Origin of the sequence: Pseudomonas sp. PS02288 (genome assembly GCF_029959715.1) — a bacterium.
GTDB lineage: Bacteria > Pseudomonadota > Gammaproteobacteria > Pseudomonadales > Pseudomonadaceae > Pseudomonas_O > Pseudomonas_O kuykendallii.
Map to the genome: position 1 here is coordinate 24,756 of NZ_JASCPA010000046.1, position 16,588 is coordinate 41,343.

Annotated in this window: 15 protein-coding genes; 7 read left to right on the forward strand and 8 right to left on the reverse strand. The window is 67.6% G+C overall.

All coding sequences use genetic code 11. The annotated features are described in order from the left end of the window. Positions 1 to 43: 43 nt before the first annotated feature. Positions 44 to 718 (forward strand): isochorismatase family cysteine hydrolase, encoded by a 675-nt coding sequence (locus QMX85_RS17115; protein WP_282342836.1) that lies wholly within the window; start codon positions 44 to 46, stop codon positions 716 to 718. 263 nt (positions 719 to 981) lie between these two features. On the opposite strand, the gene argA is transcribed toward QMX85_RS17115, so the two are convergent. Continuing rightward, entirely contained in the window at positions 982 to 2,280 is a 1,299-nt protein-coding gene (gene argA / locus QMX85_RS17120) for an amino-acid N-acetyltransferase (RefSeq protein ID WP_090224073.1), read from the reverse strand. A 133-nt stretch (positions 2,281 to 2,413) separates the two neighbouring features. Further along, on the reverse strand, positions 2,414 to 3,565 hold the full coding sequence (gene argE / locus QMX85_RS17125; protein WP_282342838.1) for an acetylornithine deacetylase: 1,152 nt from the start codon (positions 3,563 to 3,565) through the stop codon (positions 2,414 to 2,416). A gap of 100 nt (positions 3,566 to 3,665) precedes the next feature. Here argE and QMX85_RS17130 point away from each other — a divergent pair, with 100 nt between their 5' ends. The 6 genes from QMX85_RS17130 to QMX85_RS17155 all read left to right on the forward strand — a co-directional run bounded on the left by QMX85_RS17130 (position 3,666) and on the right by QMX85_RS17155 (position 9,612). Beyond that, complete coding sequence (locus QMX85_RS17130) at positions 3,666 to 5,033, forward strand: CYTH domain-containing protein (RefSeq protein ID WP_282342840.1); 1,368 nt, start codon at positions 3,666 to 3,668, stop codon at positions 5,031 to 5,033. Between the two features lie 182 nt (positions 5,034 to 5,215). Further along, positions 5,216 to 5,881 (forward strand): DUF502 domain-containing protein, encoded by a 666-nt coding sequence (locus tag QMX85_RS17135; RefSeq protein WP_090224078.1) that lies wholly within the window; start codon positions 5,216 to 5,218, stop codon positions 5,879 to 5,881. Between the two features lie 72 nt (positions 5,882 to 5,953). Then, positions 5,954 to 7,738, forward strand: coding sequence for a GspE/PulE family protein (locus QMX85_RS17140; protein WP_282342842.1), 1,785 nt, complete (start codon positions 5,954 to 5,956; stop codon positions 7,736 to 7,738). Between the two features lie 97 nt (positions 7,739 to 7,835). After that, on the forward strand, positions 7,836 to 8,768 hold the full coding sequence (locus QMX85_RS17145) for an SPFH domain-containing protein (RefSeq protein ID WP_282342843.1): 933 nt from the start codon (positions 7,836 to 7,838) through the stop codon (positions 8,766 to 8,768). Then, the gene (locus tag QMX85_RS17150) at positions 8,765 to 9,211 is read left to right on the forward strand and encodes an NfeD family protein (RefSeq protein WP_282342844.1); all 447 of its coding nucleotides are present in this window, start codon (positions 8,765 to 8,767) and stop codon (positions 9,209 to 9,211) included. Before QMX85_RS17145 ends, QMX85_RS17150 begins: the two co-directional genes overlap by 4 nt. A gap of 89 nt (positions 9,212 to 9,300) precedes the next feature. Beyond that, positions 9,301 to 9,612, forward strand: a complete 312-nt coding sequence (locus tag QMX85_RS17155) for a DUF2388 domain-containing protein (RefSeq protein WP_282342846.1) — start codon at positions 9,301 to 9,303, stop codon at positions 9,610 to 9,612. A gap of 118 nt (positions 9,613 to 9,730) precedes the next feature. Here the strand turns inward: QMX85_RS17155 and QMX85_RS17160 are convergent, their stop codons facing one another. From QMX85_RS17160 to QMX85_RS17185, 6 genes are all read right to left on the reverse strand, one after another. After that, a complete protein-coding gene (locus tag QMX85_RS17160; protein WP_282342848.1) occupies positions 9,731 to 11,191 on the reverse strand; it encodes an inorganic phosphate transporter in 1,461 nt (486 codons plus the stop codon). A gap of 217 nt (positions 11,192 to 11,408) precedes the next feature. After that, a complete protein-coding gene (gene gcvH, locus QMX85_RS17165) occupies positions 11,409 to 11,795 on the reverse strand; it encodes a glycine cleavage system protein GcvH (RefSeq protein WP_282342850.1) in 387 nt (128 codons plus the stop codon). A gap of 94 nt (positions 11,796 to 11,889) precedes the next feature. Then, positions 11,890 to 12,972: a glycine cleavage system aminomethyltransferase GcvT gene (gcvT, locus tag QMX85_RS17170; RefSeq protein WP_282342851.1), complete on the reverse strand. Its 1,083-nt coding sequence runs from the start codon at positions 12,970 to 12,972 to the stop codon at positions 11,890 to 11,892. Between the two features lie 337 nt (positions 12,973 to 13,309). Continuing rightward, positions 13,310 to 14,533, reverse strand: a complete 1,224-nt coding sequence (locus QMX85_RS17175) for a 2-octaprenyl-3-methyl-6-methoxy-1,4-benzoquinol hydroxylase (RefSeq protein WP_282342853.1) — start codon at positions 14,531 to 14,533, stop codon at positions 13,310 to 13,312. A gap of 193 nt (positions 14,534 to 14,726) precedes the next feature. After that, on the reverse strand, positions 14,727 to 15,911 hold the full coding sequence (gene ubiH / locus QMX85_RS17180) for a 2-octaprenyl-6-methoxyphenyl hydroxylase (RefSeq protein WP_282342855.1): 1,185 nt from the start codon (positions 15,909 to 15,911) through the stop codon (positions 14,727 to 14,729). 2 nt (positions 15,912 to 15,913) lie between these two features. After that, the coding region (locus tag QMX85_RS17185) for a M24 family metallopeptidase (protein WP_282342856.1) at positions 15,914 to 16,588 on the reverse strand (675 nt) is incomplete at its 5' end.

Consider the following 16,588-nt stretch of genomic DNA (forward strand, 5'->3'; position numbering starts at 1 on the left):
CACTCTTCCGCAAACTACCCATTACCCACTCCCAGGAGCCCGCATGCGCACCTTCGTCTATGAACAACCGCGCGAGCTGGACGCGGCGCAATTCGCCGATTACCTCGACCCCGGCCGCACCGCGGTCATCTCCATCGACCTGCACCGCGGGCACCTCGACGACTCGCCGGAATGCCCCTGCCCGGCGCCACGCGCACGCGAGCTGGTAGCGCCGGTGGACGCCTTCCACGATCAGGCCCGCGCCCTGGGCGTGCGCGTGGTGCACATCCGCTCGGTGCTGCGCGCCGACGGTTCGGACGACATGAACGGGATTCCGGCAGCCTGGCGGCGGACCTTCCCGCTGCACGTCGGGGAGATTCCCAACCACGCCGAACACGCGCTGGAGGGCTCGATCTGGACCGAATGGGTGACCCGCGTCGAACCGGGCGATCTGATGGTCTCGAACAAGCGCCGGCTGTCGGCCTTCTATCCCACCGACCTGGACTTCCTGCTGCGCAACCAGCGCATCGACACCCTGGTGTTCAACGGCGGCTTCGCCGACTGCTGCGTGCTCAACAGCGCCTTCGAGGCGAACAACCTCAACTACCGGGTGATCGTCCTGCGCGACCTGGTGCGCGGCACCGACGAACACCTGGAGTCCGCGGCCTTCTCGATGGTCTCGCTGCACCTGGGGCTGGTGATGGAATCGCAGGACCTGCTGCAGGTCTGGCGCGGCTGAACGCATGCTGTCCCCAACGGGCGCTCGCGATGGTGGGCTGAAGCCCACCTTACGCAAGACGTCCGACTTTAGCCGTAGGGTGGGTTAGGCGCATTCCCGGAAGTTTGGTCCCGCGCCGACCGTGACGCGCCGTAACCCACCGGGCGGTGCCTTGCCGATCCCGTGCGGAGTGATCCGGACGCGCCGACTGGTGCGCACGGCGTTCCCCCGCGACGCATGCCGGCTCGCTGGCGTAGGGTGCGCTGCGCGCACCGCTGCTTGACCTACAGCGTCTTCTCGAAGATCTTCGAGTTGCGCTGGAAGTTGTACAGCGAGGCGCGCGCCGCCGGCAGGCGCTCGACGCCGCTGGGCTCGAAGCCGCGCTCGCGGAACCAGTGCGCGGTGCGCGTGGTGAGCACGAACAGGGTCTTCAGCCCGGCCGCCCGGGCGCGCTCCTCGATGCGTTCGAGCAGTTCGTCGCCGCGCCCGCCGTGGCGGTAATCCGGGTTCACCGCCAGGCACGCCAGTTCGCCGGCATCGGAATCGGCGATCGGGTAGAGCGCCGCGCAGGCGATGATCAGGCCGTCGCGCTCGACCAAGCTGAACTGCTCGATCTCGCGCTCCAGCACTTCGCGCGAGCGGCGCACCAGAATCCCCTGCTCCTCCAGCGGCGTGATCAGGTCGATCAGCCCGCCGACATCCTTGATGCTCGCCTCGCGCAATTGCTCGAACTGCTCCTGGTCGACCAGCGTGCCGCCGCCGTCGCGGGTGAACAGCTCGGTGAGCAGCGCGCCATCCTCCGCGTAGCTGACGATGTGGCTGCGCTTCACCCCGGCGCGGCAGGCGTGCGCGGCGGCGTCGAGCAGTTCGGCCTGGTAGTTGCTGCCCAGGCGCTGCAGATGCGCCGGAACCTGCTGCGGGCGCAGCTCGCGGATGAGCTTGCCGCTCTCGTCGAGCAGGCCGTGCTCGGCGCCGAACAGGATCAGCTTGTCGGCGGCCAGGTCGATGGCCGCGCGCATCGCCACGTCCTCGCAGGCGAGGTTAAAGATCTCGCCGGTCGGCGAATAGCCCAGCGGCGAGAGCAGCACGATGTTGCGCTCGTCGAGCTGGCGGCCGATGCCCTTGCGGTCGATGCGGCGGACCTCCCCGGTGTGGTGGTAGTCGACGCCATCGAGCACGCCGATCGGCCGCGCGGTGACGTAGTTGCCGCTGGATACGCGCAGCCGCGCGCCCTGCATCGGCGAGGCGGCCAGGTCCATCGACAGGCGCGCCTCGATGGCCACGCGCAGGTGGCCGACGGCGTCGATCACGCACTCCAGCGTCTGCGCATCGGTGATCCGCAGGTCGCGGTGGAAGTGCGGGGTCAACCCCCGCGCCGACAGCCGCGCCTCGATCTGCGGGCGCGAACCGTGGACCAGCACCAGGCGCACGCCAAGGCTGTGCAGCAGCACAAGGTCGTGGACGATGTTGCCGAAATTGGGATGGGCAACGCCCTCGCCGGGCAGCATCACCACGAAGGTGCGCTCCCGGTGGGAGTTGATGTAGGGCGAAGCGTGGCGTAGCCAGTTGACGTAGTCGTGCATGAAAGAACCGCTGTCGATCGGATAACTCCCCGCACCGGTCGGGCGCGGGGTCGCGGAGAGGCCCTGAGTGGTGGCGTCTCGGTCCTCGGGGGAGGGACTCATCGTCGTAGCACGGGGTACTCCGTTGTCGGCCTCAGCGGGCGGGGTTCAGGCAGTAATGGGCGATCAGCTCGCGCAGCAGGTTCACGCAGGGTTCCAGGCGAGACAGCTGCAGGTACTCGTCCGGCTGGTGCGCGCAGGCGATATCGCCGGGACCGAGTACCAGGGTCTCGCAGCCAAGCTGCTGAAGATAAGGCGCTTCGGTGCCGAATGCCACCGCCTCGGCGGCGTGCCCGGTGAGCCGCTCGGCAAGGCGCACCAGCTCGGCGTCGGCGGCCTGCTCGAACGGCGGCACTTCGGGAAACAGCGGAGCGAAGTCGATCTGCACCTGGCGGGCCTCGGCCAGTGGCTGCAGCTTGTCGCGGATCGCCGTGCGCAGCTGCTGCGGGTCCATCCCCGGCAGCGGGCGCAGGTCGAACTCCAGCGAGCATTGCCCGCAGATGCGATTCGGGTTGTCGCCGCCGTGGATGCAGCCGAGGTTGAGGGTCGGTTGCGGCACGTTGAACAGCGGGTTCTGGTATTCGCGCTGCCATTCGCCGCGCAGCAGCAACAACTCGTGCATCGCCGCCTGCATCGCCTCCAGCGCGCTGTGGCCGAAGCTCGGGTCGGAGGAGTGGCCGCTTTGCCCGAGGATGTCGATGCGCTCCATCATCACGCCCTTGTGCAGGCGGATCGGTCGCAGTCCGGTCGGCTCGCCGATCACCGCGGCGCGTCCCAGCGGCCGTCCGGCCTGGGCCAGCGCGCGGGCGCCGGACATCGAGCTTTCCTCGTCGCAGGTGGCGAGGATCAGCAACGGCTGGCGGAACGGCTGCTGCAGCAGCGGCAGCACCGCTTCGATGATCAACGCGAAGAAGCCCTTCATGTCGCACACGCCGAGGCCGTACCAGCGGTCGTCGGCCTCGCGCAGTTGCAGCGGGTCGCCGCTCCACAGCGGCGCGTCGAACGGCACGGTATCGCTGTGCCCGGCCAGCACCAGGCCGCCGGGACCGCTGCCGTAGCTGGCCAGCAGGTTGAATTTGCCGGGGCTGACTTCCTGGGTCTCGCAGACGAAACCGAGGTCGCCCAGCCAGTTGGACAGCAGTTCGATCACCGGGCGATTGGTCTGGTCCCAGTGCGCCTGGGTGCAGCTCACCGACGGCGCGGCGATCAGCGCGGCGAAGCGTTCTTTCAGGTTGGGAGGCGACATGAATACTCCAGGGTTCTGCATCGTGAAAGCGTGCGGCGGACGCGTCCTGTAGACTTTCCGCTTCCGGCAGCCGTCCCGCGCTGCGTCGAACGCCACGGCCATGCACAAAGAAACCGAAATCAAATTGCGCGCCAGCCGCGAAACCCTCGCCGCACTGCGCGAGCACCCGCTACTGAAGAAGCGCAACAAGTCCGGCTGGGAGCGCAGTGAACTGCTCAACCAGTATTACGACACGCCGAATCGCGATTTGGCTCAGGCCAGGGTCGCCCTGCGCGTGCGTCGCGACGGCGACCTGTTAATCCAGACCCTGAAGAGCCGCGGCCGCAGCGTCGCCGGGTTGTCCGAACGCAACGAGTGGGAATGGAACCTGCCCAAAGCCAGGCTGGATATCAAGCTGCTCGGCGACGACTGCTGGCCGCAAAGCCTGGCCGACCTGGACAAGAAGACCCTGAAACCGCTGTTCACCACCGATTTCGTCCGCGAACGCGCGGAGATCGCCTGGGGTCGCGGCAAGGCCAAGGTAGTCGTCGAGGCGGCGCTGGACCTCGGCCAGGTGCTCGCCGACGGCAAGCAGGAGGAAATCTGCGAGCTGGAGCTGGAACTGCGCCAGGGCGAACCCGAGGCGCTGCTGGAGCTGGCCGCCGAGCTGGCCGCGAGCCTGCCGCTGATGCCCTGCGACATCAGCAAGGCCGAGCGCGGTTATCGCCTGTTCGACCCGGACAGCTACGCCGTCAGCCTGCCGGCCGTGGAGCTCAATGGCCTGATGCCGCTGGACGATGCCTTCGCCGCGCTCGCCTGGCAGTTGCTCGGCAGCAGCCAGCGCCTCGCCGAGCAATATCGCTTCAACGGCCACTGGAAGCTGCTGGAGGACTGGCTGCGCCAACTGGTCGACCTGCGCGCCCTGCTCAGCAGCCTCGGCCAGGCCGCGCCGCGTTCGAGCAGCCACGCGCTGCGCGAAAGCCTCGACGCGCTGCTGGCCGACTGGCGCCCACGCCTGCTCGCCGGGCACGACGACGAAAGCGTGCGCCAGGCGGCGCCAGGGTCGTTCGCCGAAGAGCTGGCCGGCACGCGCTGGGGCGTGTTCTCGCTGAACGCCTCGAACTGGCTGCTGGGCCGCCAGTGGACCGCCGGTCGCAACGAGCGTGGGACGCGCCAGGGCGCCGCGCCGCTGGGCAAATGGCTGCCACGCCAGCTCGGCGACGAGGCCAAGGCACTGCCGCTGGCGCGCTACGAACTGCAGCCCGAGGACCTCGCCGAGCAACTGCCGCGCCTGGAGCGCCTGCTGGTCTGGCTGCGCCTGGGCCGCGGCGTGCTGGAGCTGGCGGAGACCGACCGGCTGTTCGGCGAGTTGAGCAAGCTGGTCGACCTGGCGAACCGCCCGCGCGACGAGGACGGCGTGCTCGACGAACGCGAGCAGCAGGCCCGCACCGTCGGCACCCTGCGCGCCTGGAAGACGCTCAACCGCTGAAGCCCGCGAATTCGTGGGGCAGGTCTAAGCCGCGCCCTCACTCGACCATCGGGCATCTGCGAACGCGTAGGGTGGGCTTCAGCCCACCACACCCACACCGCCCGCGCCGCAGAGCCTGCCGATAGTTCCTCCGGGGATAATCTGGCAAGCTCCGGCGACCTGTTCATCCACCGGAGCCCCGCGTGTTCAAACGAAGCTTCCAATCCCTCGTCGCCACCTGGCTGACCGGGCTGATCGCGTTGCTGCCCCTGGTGCTGACGTTTGCCCTGCTGGCCTGGATCGTCAACCTGCTCAACGGCATCGTCGGTCCGTCAACGCTGATCGGCCGCGTGCTCGCCGCGCTCGGCCAGCCGTTCGCCAGCAATTCCTACCTGGCCTACTTGGTCGGCACCCTGGTGATCCTCGCCAGCCTCTACCCGCTCGGCCTGGCCGTGCAGCTGGGCTTTCGCCGGCCGCTGGCCTGGCTGTTCCGGGTGACCCTGCGACGGGTGCCGCTGATCGGCAATTTCTACAACCTCGCGGACCGCTTCGTCGGCCTGCTCGACCGCGACAAGGACGCCGACATCACCAGCATGAGCCCGGTCTGGTGCTTCTTCGGGGGCGACGGCGCGGCGGTGCTGGCACTGATGCCCAGCGGCGTGACGGTCGACCTGGAAGGCCGCCCGCACGTGGCGATCCTGGTGCCGACCGCGCCGATCCCGGTCGGCGGCGGCCTGCTCTACGTGCCCCAGGAATGGATTCGCCCGGCCAACATGGGCGTCGATACGCTGACCAGCATCTACGTCTCCATGGGCCTGACGCCGCCACCGGCGCTGCCGCGTCGCGAGGCCGATCAACTGCCCGGCTAGCCGCCAGGCGCAGGTTCTGCGATCACCGGGATTAGGGCATCCTAGTCCCCCAGCCGCTCAAGGGGACTCCGCATGTCCGCCCTCACCTCCTCCGCCGCCGACCGCACGCTCGATCTGGCCGATCTGCTCCGCGACCTGGTCGCCCAGGGCCGCATCGACCAGAACGCCGCCGAGCAGTGCCTGGCGATCCGCCGCAGCTCGCTGAACAACCAGCAGCACCCGCTGGAGTTCCTCGCCGCACAGCAGGTCGAGGACAAGGCCAACCCGCCGCGCAAGCTCGACCTGGAAACCCTCACGCGCTGGCTCGCCGACCACGCCGGGCAGCCGTACCTGCGCATCGACCCGCTGAAGATCGACGTCGCCTCGCTGACCCCGCTGATGTCCTTCGCCTTCGCCCAGAGGCACAAGATCCTCGCCGTCGCGGTGGACGCCGAGGCGGTCACCATCGCCAGCGCGCAGCCGTTCGTGGTCAGTTGGGAAGCCAACCTGACCCACGTGCTCAAGCGCCCGATCAAGCGTGTGGTGGCCAACCCGGCGGAGATCCAGCGCTTTACCACCGAGTTCTACCGCCTGGCGCGCTCGGTCAGCGGCGCCAACTCGATCGACCAGAAGATAAGCAACCTGGGCAACTTCGAGCAGTTGCTTAGCCTCGGCGCGCAGGACCAGGAACCGGACGCCAACGACGCGCACATCGTCAACATCGTCGACTGGCTGTTCCAGTATGCCTACCAGCAGCGCGCCAGCGACATCCACATTGAACCGCGCCGCGAGATGGGCACGGTGCGTTTCCGCATCGACGGCGTGCTGCACAACGTCTACCAGTTCCCCGCGCAGGTGACGATCGCCATCATCAGCCGGCTAAAGAACCTCGGGCGGATGAACGTCGCCGAGAAGCGCAAGCCGCAGGACGGCCGGATCAAGACCAAGACGCCCGACGGCGGTGAGGTCGAACTGCGTCTTTCGACGCTGCCGACGGCATTCGGCGAGAAGATGGTGATGCGTATCTTCGACCCCGAGGTGCTGCTCAAGAGCTTCGACGCGCTGGGCTTCTCCGCCGACGACCTGCGCCGCTGGCAATCCATGACCGGCCAGCCGAACGGCATCATCCTGGTCACAGGACCGACCGGTTCGGGCAAGACCACCACGCTGTACACCACGCTCAAGCAGCTGGCCACCGAGGAAGTGAACGTCTGCACCATCGAGGACCCGATCGAGATGATCGAGCCGGCGTTCAACCAGATGCAGGTGCAGCACAACATCGAGCTGACCTTCGCCAGCGGCGTGCGCGCGCTGATGCGCCAGGACCCCGACATCATCATGGTCGGCGAGATCCGCGACCTGGAGACCGCCGAAATGGCCATCCAGGCGGCGCTCACCGGCCACCTGGTGCTCTCCACCCTGCACACCAACGACGCGCCCAGCGCGATCACCCGCCTGCTCGAACTCGGCGTACCGCACTACCTGCTCAAGGCGACGCTGCTGGGCGTCATGGCGCAGCGTCTGGTGCGCACCCTGTGCCCGCACTGCAAGGCGCCAGTGGAACTCGACGAAGCCGACTGGCACAGCCTGACCAAACCCTGGAGCGCGCCGCTGCCAACCGGAGCGCACCGCGCGGTGGGCTGCAACGAATGCCGCGACACGGGCTACCGGGGGCGCGCCGGGGTCTACGAGATCATGCTGCTCAACGACTCGATCAAGCCCCTGATCACCGCCGACATCGACCTCGTCGCCTTCCGCCGCCAGGCCTTCAAGGACGGCATGCGCAGCCTGCGCCTGTCCGGCGCGCAAAAGGTCGCCGCCGGCCTCAGCACCATCGAGGAAATCCTCCGGGTAACGCCGCAGAGCGAGCAGAAGTGAGCGCAACGTGCGGCAACAGCTTGCTCGGCCGGGAACCGGAGCCGACCAGCGATCCGGGTTAGACTGGCGCTTCCTCTTCATTCGCAAAGGAACCGCAATGGAAGTCGCCAGCGTCATCTTTCTCTTCGTCGGCCTCGCCGTGGCCATCGTCTTCATGGGCTTCAAGGTCGTGCCGCAGGGCTACCAGTGGACGGTGGAGCGCTTCGGTCGCTACACCACCACGCTCAAGCCCGGTTTGAACATCATCGTCCCGGTGATGGACCGCATCGGCCACAAGATCAACGTCATGGAAAGCGTGCTGGACATCCCCCCGCAGGAAGTCATCACCGCCGACAACGCCACTGTGCAGATCGACGCCGTGTGCTTCTACCAGGTGATCAACACCGCCCAGGCCGCCTACGAGGTGAACAACCTGGTGCATGCGATCCGCAACCTGCTGCAGACCAACATCCGCACCGTGCTCGGCTCGATGGAACTGGACGCCATGCTCAGCCAGCGCGACGCCATCAACGAGAAGCTGCTCAAGACCGTTGATGAGGCGACTGCGCCCTGGGGCATCAAGATCACCCGCATCGAGATCAAGGACATCAGCCCGCCGGCCGACCTGATGGCCGCCATGTCCGGGCAGATGAAGGCCGAACGGGTCAAGCGCGCGCAGATTCTCGAAGCCGAGGGTTCGCGCTCGGCGGCGATCCTCACCGCCGAAGGGCACAAGCAGGCGGAAATTCTCCGCGCCGAGGGCGAGCGTGCCGCGGCCTTCCTCGAGGCCGAGGCGCGCGAACGCGCGGCGGCCGCCGAGGCGGAGGCGACCCGCGTGGTCTCCGAGGCCATCGCCAGCGGCAACGTGCAGGCGGTGAACTACTTCGTCGCGCAGAAGTACATCGACGCCCTCGGCAAGCTGGCCGGCGCCAATAACAGCAAGGTGATCCTGATGCCGCTGGAAGCCAGCCAGGTGATCGGCGCGGTCGGCGGCATCGGCGAGATCGTCAAGGCCACTTTCGGCAACGCACCCGAAGACAAGCGGCCATGATCGAGTACCTGCAACACCTCTCGCCCTGGCAATGGCTGGCCTTCGGCACGCTGCTGCTGATCCTCGAGGTGTTCGGCGCCGGCGGTTATCTGCTCTGGATCGGCGTGGCCGCGGCCGGCGTGGCGCTGGCCGGCTTCGTTTTCCCGGCGCTGCCCTGGGCGTTGCAGTTCGTGCTGTTCGGCGTGCTGTCGATCCTGACGGCGGTGTACTGGTGGCGGCGCCAGCGCAGCGGCAAGTCGCCGTCGGAGCAGCCGGGCCTGAACCAGCGCGGCCAGGAATTCCTCGGCCGGCGCTTCGCCCTGCACGAAGCGATCGTCGACGGACGCGGCAAGATCAAGGCCGGCGACAGCCTCTGGCTGGTGACCGGCCCGGACCTGCCGCAGGGCAGCGAAGTGCGCGTGGTTGGCCAGGATGGCGTGCTGCTCAGGGTCGAAGCGGCCTGAGAGCCGGCATAGCGAACGGAACTGTTTGCCGTACGTCGCTTTCTGATGGGTAGGTCCCCCTCGACGGGCCGTACAAAAGGAGTCCTATCATGCGCAATAAACTTCTGATCGCTTCGCTGGCGCTTTGCCTGCCTACCACAGCCGCCATGGCCGCAGGGATGCGTGACTACGCCACGTCCGCCGGTATTTCCGCCTCGCTGTACTCGACCTTCAAGGACGACAAGATCGTCTACGCCGCCCAGGACGACGCCAGCAGCTTCGTCGCCAGCAACGGCGCGATCCGCGGCCCCTACCTGGAAGCCGCCCTGCAGCAGGTGCGCGGCAACAATCCGGGCCTGCAGGCCGACGACATGGCCCTGGCCACCGCGATCCTGACCGCCGAGCAACAGCCGGCGCAGTGATCCGGCAGCGACGACGAAGCCGCCCCAGGGCGGCTTTTTCATGCCTGTCATCCGCCGTGGCCCATGCTGCGGGTAACAAAAAGGCCGCCCGTGGGCGGCCTTTTCGAGCAATCCGGCTTCAGCCGAACACGCGGGTGGCGGTCCAGAACAACAGTGCCGCCAGCGCCATCGAGATGGGCAAAGTCAGCACCCAGGCCAGCAGGATGTTGCGGATGGTGTTGCCCTGCAGTCCGCTCTTGTTCGCCACCATGGTCCCGGCGACGCCGGACGACAGTACGTGGGTGGTCGATACCGGCAGGCTGAACACGTTGGCAAGGCCGATGGCGCAGGCGGCGGTGATCTGCGCGGACATGCCCTGCGCATAGGTCATACCCTGCTTGCCGATCTTCTCGCCCACGGTGAAGACCACCCGTTTCCAGCCAATCATGGTGCCCATGCCGAGCGCCAGCGCCACCGCCAGGATCACCCAGAACGGCGAGTACTCGGTGGTGGTGGTGAGGTCGCCGCGCAGCTTGTCGAGGTCCGACTTGTCGCGTCCCGAGAGCACGTTCAGCTTGCCGACCAGCTTCGCCGAGTCGTCCAGACACAGCAGATAGCGGCGCACTTCGATGCGCTTGGCTTCGCTTAAGGTGCGGTAGTCGTCGATGCCCTCGAGGTTGGCCTTCAGCGCGGCGATGGTCGGCACGGTCAGCTTCGGATCGCAGCGATATTCCGGCGGCAGGTCGACGTCGCGACGTTTCAGCGCGAGGAAATCGCCCAGCGAATCGGCGTTGCGCTCGTAGAACATGCTCAGGTGGGTCGCCGCGTCGCGGGTACGCTCGATCTCGTAGGTGCTGGCGTTCAGATCGAGGACGAACTTGGCCGGCACCAGGCCGATCAGCACCAGCATGATCAGGCCGATGCCCTTCTGCCCGTCGTTGGACCCGTGGACGAAGCTCATGGCCATCGCCGACAGCACCAGCACCAGGCGATTCCAGAACGGCGGGTGCTTCTTGTTGCGGCGCTGTTCGGGGGTCTTGTGCATCTTCGAGAACGGCCGCCACCACTTCAGGCCGAGCAGCACCAGGCCGGCGACGACGAAACCCACCATCGGCGAAAGGATCAGAGACAGGCCGATGTCGATCGCCTTCTGCCAGTTGATCCCGTCACCCACCGGAATCCCGGTGATCAGCGCGTTGGCCAGGCCGACGCCAAGGATCGAGCCGATCAGGGTGTGCGAACTGGACGCCGGAATCCCCAGGTACCAGGTGCCAAGGTTCCAGGCGATGGCGGCGGCGAGCAGCGAGAACACCATCGACAGGCCGTGGGCGGTGTTGACGTTGATCAGCAGCTCGACCGGCAGCAGGTGGACGATCGCGTAGGCCACGCCCACGCCGCCGAGCAGCACGCCGAGGAAATTGAACACACCCGAAGCGAATACGGCGAGGTGCGGAGGCATCGCCTTGGTGTAGATCACCGTGGCGACCGCGTTCGCAGTGTCATGGAAACCGTTGATGAATTCGAAGGTGAGGACGAATGCCAGAGCGAGCACCAGGCTCAGCACCAGCCAGGCATCGAGCCCGCTGAAAAGTTCGAACATGAAGGTTCAGGACCACTCTTGAGGGGGCGCGATTATGACAGAAAAGCCACCATGCTCCCCTAGGCGTTTATTGATGCAGCGCACTCGGCGCCGACCGGCGGGCCGCTGAGCGCGTTCCCGGCGGGGTGAAGGAGACACCAGGCAGAAACGCGAAACCGGCGCGGACGCCGGTTTCGATGAGCCGAGGGCACCCGACACGGTCGGTGCTCGCCGGCACTCAGGCTTCGTCGGCGGCGGCGCGGTAGCCGTCGGCATCGAGCAGCTTGTCCAGCTCGCTGACGTCGGCGGGCTTCAGCTTGAAGAACCAGCTGCCGTAAGGATCGCTGTTGACGCCTTCCGGGCCATCGGCCAGGCCGGTATTCACCGCGATGACTTCACCGCCCACCGGGGCGTAGATATCGGAGGCGGCCTTCACCGACTCGACGACGCCGGCTTCCTGGCCGGCGGCGAGTTGTGCGCCGACTTCCGGCAGCTCGATGAAGACCACGTCGCCGAGGGCTTCCTGGGCATGGTCGGAAATGCCCACGGTGACCGTGCCGTCGGCTTCCAGGCGGGCCCATTCGTGGCTGGCGGCGTAACGCAGGTCGGCACGGATATCACTCATTTTCTTGGTCTCCAGAGTTGGAAAAAAACTGCCGGTAATTTAGCAGCCCCGCGCGACTTTTCGCGGAAAACCTGCGGAGCGGAAGGCCGGGCGATCAGATCAGTGCTTTGCCATGGCGGACGAAGGTGGGCTGGACGACCCGAACCGGATACCACTTGCCACGAATCTCCACCTCGGCGCGCACGCCGGTGGCGGCCGGCACGCGTGCCAGCGCTATCGATTTACCCAGCGTCGGCGAATAGCTGCCGCTGGTGATCTCGCCGTCGCCGACGCCGACCACGCGTACCACCTGATGCGCACGCAGCACGCCGCGCTCTTCCAGCACCAGCCCGACCAGACGTGGCAGGGCGCCCTGGGCGCGCTGTGCCTCGAGCGCGGCGCGGCCCATGAACTGGCGCTCGGCGGGCTCCCAGGCGAGCGTCCAGGCCATGTTCGAGATCAGCGGCGACGTGCTGTCGTCCATGTCCTGGCCGTAGAGGTTCATACCGGCTTCCAGGCGCAAGGTGTCGCGCGCGCCGAGGCCGATCGGCGAGATGCCGGCGCCGACCAGTTCGCTGAAGAACCCGGCGACCTGATCCTGCGGCAGGATGATCTCCAGGCCGTCCTCACCGGTGTAGCCGGTGCGGGCGATGAACCAGTCGCCATCGGCGAAGCCCTGGAACGGCTTGAGCGCCCGAATCAATTCGGCGCGCACGTGATTGACCTGCTCGCAGGTACGCGCTCGCGCCTGCGGGCCTTGCACCGCCAGCATGCCGAGGTCCGCGCGCTCGCGCAGCTCGACGTTGAAACCCTCGCTGCACCGCTGCATCCAGGCGAGGTCCTTTTCGCGGGTGGCGGCGTTCACCACCAGGCGGTAACCGTCCTCGGTGAGGTAGACGATCAGATCGTCGACCACCCCGCCACGCTCGTTGAGCATTGCGCTGTAGAGGGCCTTGCCGGGGCTCGCCAGGCGCGCGACATCGTTCGCCAGGAGCATTTGCAGGAAGACCTTGGCATCGCTGCCGGACAGGTCGACGACGGTCATGTGGGAGACATCGAAGACACCGCAGTCACGGCGCACCTGATGGTGCTCTTCGACCTGCGATCCGTAGTGCAGCGGCATGTCCCAGCCGCCGAAGTCGACCATCTTGGCGCCGAGCGCCAGGTGCTGGTCGTAGAGGGGCGTACGCTTACCCATGGGTTTCTCCTTCCGGGTCCGGCGAGATGCGTTCGGGCCTTGCGACCTGGCTGAAACCCGCGGTTGACGGGGCTTGCGCAGATCCACACAGGCCTGCCGGGGATGGTCGGCCGCATCGAATGGCGCGCATTGTAGCCGCAAGGTGGGGGGCGGTCATCCCGGGTTTCTGTCGCAGTTGATGTCCGCTCGCAGGGCCGCGGCCCGGCCTCGAGGCGGTCCGACGGGCGGGCGGATACGAAGGAAATCGTGGCGCGAAAAGACCGCCGCCAGGTTCTGGCGGCGAGTGCGAAGGCGTTGGAAGAGCATCGCCGGACGCCGGGAAGCGCTCGGCACAACGTCAGAGGCGGGCCAGTTCGGGAAGATCGCCGGACAGTCCGAGCGCCTGGCGAACGAACAGCGATTTGGCTTCCGGCAGCTTGTCGACCAGACGCAGGCCGGTGTTGCGCAGCCAGCGCAGCGGCAACAGGTTGCTCTGGAACAGCCGCTCGAAGCTCTCCATCGCCGCCATCATCGCCAGGTTGTTCGGCATCCGCCGACGCTCGAAGCGGCCCAGCACGCGCTCGTCGGCCAGCGTTTCACCGCGCTGCTGCGCATGCAGCAGCACTTCGGCGAGCACCGCGGCGTCGAGGAAGCCCAGGTTCACGCCCTGCCCGGCGAGCGGGTGGATCACATGGGCGGCGTCGCCGATCAGCGCCAGGCCCTGCTGGATATAACGCTTGGCGTGGCGCTGGCGCAGCGGAATGCACAACCGCGGGTCCGCAGCCTGGACCTCGCCCAGACGATGCTCGAACGCATTGCCCAGTTCGGCACAGAACGCGCCGTCCTCCAGCGCCATCAGGCGGCCGGCTTCGGCGGGCGTGCAGGACCAGACGATCGAGCACCAGTGCTGGTCGCCGTCGCGGTCCAGCGGCAGGAACGCCAGCGGGCCGTCATCGGTGAAACGCTGGCGCGCCGTGCGCAGGTGCGGTTTCTCGCTGCGCACGCTGGTGACGATCGCGTGGTGCAGGTAATCCCACTCACGGGTGGCGCAGCCGGCCAGGCGGCGCACGGTGGAGTTGGCCCCGTCGGCGGCGATCAGCAACGGCGCGCTCAGCTCGCGGCCTTCGGTGAGGGTCAGCAGCCAGCCGTGGTCGTTGCGCTTGATCTGGTCGACGCGCGCGTTGGGCAGCAGGTCGACGCGGGTTCCCAGCAGACGTTCGAGCAGCGCCTCCTGCACCACGCGGTTCTCGACGATATGGCCGAGCGATTCGGCATGCACGCTGGCGGCGGAGAAATGGATGTTGCCGGTGCCGCTGCCGTCCCACACCTGCATGTCTTCATAGACGCTGGCGCGACGGGCGACGATGCCCTCCCAGGCGCCCAGGCGCTCGAGAATGCGCTGGCTGGCGACGGACAGCGCGCTGACCCGTGGCTCGAACGCGGCGCTACTGTCGAAGGGCTCGAGGCTTAACGGACCGCCATCGAGGAGGAGGATTTTCAGACCGCTGTCCTTCAGTGCCAGGGCCAGCGCACTGCCGACCATGCCGGCACCCACGATGATCACATCCGCTTGCATCTGCATCGTATTCCTTAAGGCCGCCTCGCCTGGCGAAGCGGCCGAACCTGGGGTTTCGCCCGTTGGGCGTTACGGAACCGGCGCCGAAGCGCCGCCGAAGAAGCTGCGTTTTTACCAGTTCACGCCCCGGCGCGCCCGTTTCGGGGGAATCTTCGCGCGCTTATGCCGCAGCGCCCGAGCCCCGGCGAACGCGGCGGAATCAGCTAACGCGCGTACCCAGTCCCATGGCCTGGCGGGCGAACCAGCGCTTGGCTGGCGGCAACAGGTCGAGACCGAGCAGCCCCAGATGACGCACGCTGGAAAGCGCCGGATCGGCCGCGGTGAACAGCCGGGTGACGCGGTCGGAGAAGCCGATGGTCATCTCCTGGTCGAGGCGCTGGCGCGCCAGGTAGACCTGCAGGGTCGCCAGGTCGCCCAGCGGCGCCTCGCTGCGCAGCAGGGTATCCGCCAGCTCCACCGTGTCGCGCAGCGACAGGTTGTAGCCCTGGCCGGCGATCGGGTGCATGCCGTGGGCGGCGTTACCCAGCACCACCAGGTGCGAGCGCACCTGCTCCTGCGCTTCGATCAGCACCAGCGGGTAGAGGTGCCTCGCGCCGACCTGGCGAAACGCGCCGAGGCGGTAACCGAAGGTCCGCTGCAGCTCGCCGAGGAAGGCCTGGTCGTCCAGCGCCGCGAGGCGTGTGGCCTCCTCGGTCGGCCGCGTCCAGACCAGCGCGCAGCGGTTGTCGGCCAGCGGCAGCAGCGCCATCGGCCCGTCGGCGACGAAGCGCTCGAAGGCCAGCCCGCGATGCGCCTCGCTCGGGGTGACGTTGGCGATGAGCGCGGTCTGCCCGTACGGCGTCTTGTCGACCTGGATGCCGAGCCGCTCGCGCAGACCCGAACGGCCGCCGTCGGCGAGGATCGCGAGGTCGCAATCGAGTGTCGTCTCGTCGTCCAGGATCAGTCGGTAGCCGTCCTCGCGCGCCTGCATCCGCTCGACCACCGCCGGGCAGCGCCAGTTGATCACGTCGCTGTCCAGCGCTTCCCACAGGCACTGGCCGAGCCAGGCGTTCTCCACCACGTAGCCCAGCGCCGGCACGCGCTCGGCGCTGGCGGATAGACGGGTGGCGCCGAAGCGACCGCGCTCGGAGACATGGATGTCGAGGATCGGCTCGGCGCGCCGCGCGATGCTCTCCCACACGCCCAGGCGCTGGTAGATCAGCCGCGTGCCGTAGGAAATCGCCGAGGAGCGCGCGTCGTAGCTGGGCTGGTAGCTGTCGCCGGGCGCGAACGGCTCGATCATCTCGATTTTCCAGCCACGCTGCCGGGCGCCGGCCTGCAGGCTCAGGGCAAGACTGGCGCCGACCAGGCCGCCACCGATGATCGCAATCTGGGTCCGTTGCATGCTCATGCCACCTCGCGCCGGGCCTGGGCCATCAGCGCCTCGATTTCGTCGATGCCTTTCGGCACTCCGCCGGTGAGGATTTCGCAGCCGGTGCGGGTCACCACGACGTCGTCCTCGATGCGAATGCCGATACCGCGCCACTTCTTCGCCACGCTGGTGTTGTCGGGCGCGATGTAGATGCCCGGCTCGACGGTCATCGACATGCCCGGTTCGAGCACGCGCCATTCGCCGCCGACCTTGTAGTCGCCGACGTCGTGCACGTCCATGCCTAGCCAGTGGCCGGCACGGTGCATGTAGAAGGGCTTGTAGGCTTCGCTGGCGATCAGTTCGTCGAGCGTGCCCTTGAGCAGGCCGAGCTCGAGCAGGCCGGCGGTGATCACCCGCACGGTGGCCTCGTGGGCTTCGTTCCAGTGGCGGCCGGGACCGATGAATCTGAAGGCCTCGACGTTCGCCGCCAGGACGATTTCGTAGAGCGCCCTCTGTTCGGCGGAGAACACGCCGCTGACCGGGAAGGTGCGGGTAATGTCGCTGGCGTAGCAGTCGATCTCGCAGCCCGCGTCGATCAGCACCAGGTCGCCGTCTTTCAACACCGAGTCGTTCTCGCGGTAATGCAGGATGCAGCCGTTGCGGGCGGGCGGCACCGAGGGGCCCTTGGGCGGGCGCGTTGCCCCCCCCCG

Excerpts from the sequence above, each read along its gene's own strand:
- QMX85_RS17160 (WP_282342848.1), bottom strand. The coding sequence starts at position 11,191 with ATGTTCGAACTTTTCAGCGGGCTCGATGCCTGGCTGGTGCTGAGCCTG.
- argA (WP_090224073.1), bottom strand. The coding sequence starts at position 2,280 with ATGCACGACTACGTCAACTGGCTACGCCACGCTTCGCCCTACATCAAC.
- QMX85_RS17115 (WP_282342836.1), top strand. The coding sequence starts at position 44 with ATGCGCACCTTCGTCTATGAACAACCGCGCGAGCTGGACGCGGCGCAA.
- gcvT (WP_282342851.1), bottom strand. The coding sequence starts at position 12,972 with ATGGGTAAGCGTACGCCCCTCTACGACCAGCACCTGGCGCTCGGCGCC.
- QMX85_RS17140 (WP_282342842.1), top strand. The coding sequence starts at position 5,954 with ATGTCCGCCCTCACCTCCTCCGCCGCCGACCGCACGCTCGATCTGGCC.
- gcvH (WP_282342850.1), bottom strand. The coding sequence starts at position 11,795 with ATGAGTGATATCCGTGCCGACCTGCGTTACGCCGCCAGCCACGAATGG.
- QMX85_RS17145 (WP_282342843.1), top strand. The coding sequence starts at position 7,836 with ATGGAAGTCGCCAGCGTCATCTTTCTCTTCGTCGGCCTCGCCGTGGCC.
- QMX85_RS17155 (WP_282342846.1), top strand. The coding sequence starts at position 9,301 with ATGCGCAATAAACTTCTGATCGCTTCGCTGGCGCTTTGCCTGCCTACC.
- ubiH (WP_282342855.1), bottom strand. The coding sequence starts at position 15,911 with ATGCAACGGACCCAGATTGCGATCATCGGTGGCGGCCTGGTCGGCGCC.
- QMX85_RS17130 (WP_282342840.1), top strand. The coding sequence starts at position 3,666 with ATGCACAAAGAAACCGAAATCAAATTGCGCGCCAGCCGCGAAACCCTC.
- QMX85_RS17175 (WP_282342853.1), bottom strand. The coding sequence starts at position 14,533 with ATGCAGATGCAAGCGGATGTGATCATCGTGGGTGCCGGCATGGTCGGC.
- argE (WP_282342838.1), bottom strand. The coding sequence starts at position 3,565 with ATGTCGCCTCCCAACCTGAAAGAACGCTTCGCCGCGCTGATCGCCGCG.
- QMX85_RS17150 (WP_282342844.1), top strand. The coding sequence starts at position 8,765 with ATGATCGAGTACCTGCAACACCTCTCGCCCTGGCAATGGCTGGCCTTC.